Origin of the sequence: Actinospineispora acaciae DSM 45401 (assembly GCF_000620785.1) — a bacterium.
Lineage (GTDB): Bacteria > Actinomycetota > Actinomycetes > Mycobacteriales > Pseudonocardiaceae > Pseudonocardia > Pseudonocardia acaciae.
Map to the genome: position 1 here is coordinate 1 of NZ_JIAI01000092.1, position 1287 is coordinate 1287.

The window sequence follows — 1287 nt, forward strand, 5'->3', positions numbered from 1 at the left end:
ACAACGTCTGGCTCACCGGCTCCACCGCCGGGCCGGCGAAGTGATCGCGACCTGTCACGGTCCCGACCTTGGCACGAACCGGCCCGGCGGTCACCCGGCCGGACGGGGGTCCGTACCGCGTCCTACACGCGAGCTGCCCGGTCATCGACCAGCCCGCTCGGACCGGCGTCGCCGGACGGTGAGCCGATGCGCAGCACGACCTGAGGACAGAGCTGGTGGCCGAGGCGGCGACCGAGGGCGGCGCGCATCGCCGGGTTGACCAGTGAGGCCGGCGCGAACGACGTGCACAATCCGTACGCGGCGGCCGTGAGCGCGACGCGCCGCAACGCCTCTCCCGCGCGGATCTGGCCGACCGGCAGGTCATGGAACGAGCTCAGCACGCCGATCGTGCCACCGCGCCGCTCCCGGTCCACGGGCGCACCGACCGCGAGGTCCGGCCACCGCGCGCAGCGCCGTTCGATGAGCTCACGAAGCCGGTCGTCCGGTGCGCTCGCGTCGAGCATGGTCAGCCAGCCGCCTTCCAGCTCGGCGGCGCGGCGCAGGGCCAGCCTCGGCGCCGTCGACGCCGGCCAGCCCGGGCACGCTCGCCGCCCGCCGAGGGCCGTCAGAACCTCGTACAGCCTCGCCCACCCCGGGGGTGGCGCCGTCCGCTCCGCCATCCGCACCACCGCGAGCACCTCGGGCCGCTCCGGGAAGGGCAGCAGCACGGTCACCGGGCGGCGCCCGAGCGCGGCGACGGCGAGCCGCAGGTTGAACAGGGCGGCCCCGCCGGCCAGCCGCGGCCCCCGGTCCCCCGCCTCGCTCGCGGGTCGCCACCGCCGAACGTCGGCCCACAGCTCGAACGCGCCGTGGACCACCTGGACGCCACGCGGTGCGGCGCCGCCCAACAGCGGCGCCGCCGCGACCGCCCTCGTGACCACCGCACGGGCACCGGGACTCAGCGCCGAGGCATCGACGGACGACGCCTCCGGCATCGCGCTCACCATCCCCCGATCGTGCGCCCCCGGCGGCGCCGGCCCCACGGCCACAAGTCCCCAACCACCGGCCGGTAGTCACATCCCAGCCGGTGTACCGGGGGACCGACGGGATCGGCCAAGGCCGTCGGGACGTGACGTTCCGCCCCGGACAGGGGCCGTTCTGCCCTGTTCGCCGCCCGTCCGCCGGCGGCACAGTGCATACCGAAGCGGGTACCGGACAGCCGCGAACCCCCAGATCGGAAGGGAGGCGGCGCCCGATGACGGAGTCGCTGATCCCTGTCGGTGGCCTCACCGCCGAGCAGGTGCGCAC

1 protein-coding gene is annotated in these 1287 nt (G+C 75.8%); it reads right to left on the reverse strand.

Annotated elements, in window-relative coordinates:
• Positions 1-122: 122 nt before the first annotated feature.
• The gene (locus tag N912_RS0148280; RefSeq protein WP_028928029.1) at positions 123-986 is read right to left on the reverse strand and encodes a hypothetical protein; all 864 of its coding nucleotides are present in this window, start codon (positions 984-986) and stop codon (positions 123-125) included.
• Positions 987-1287: the final 301 nt, after the last annotated feature.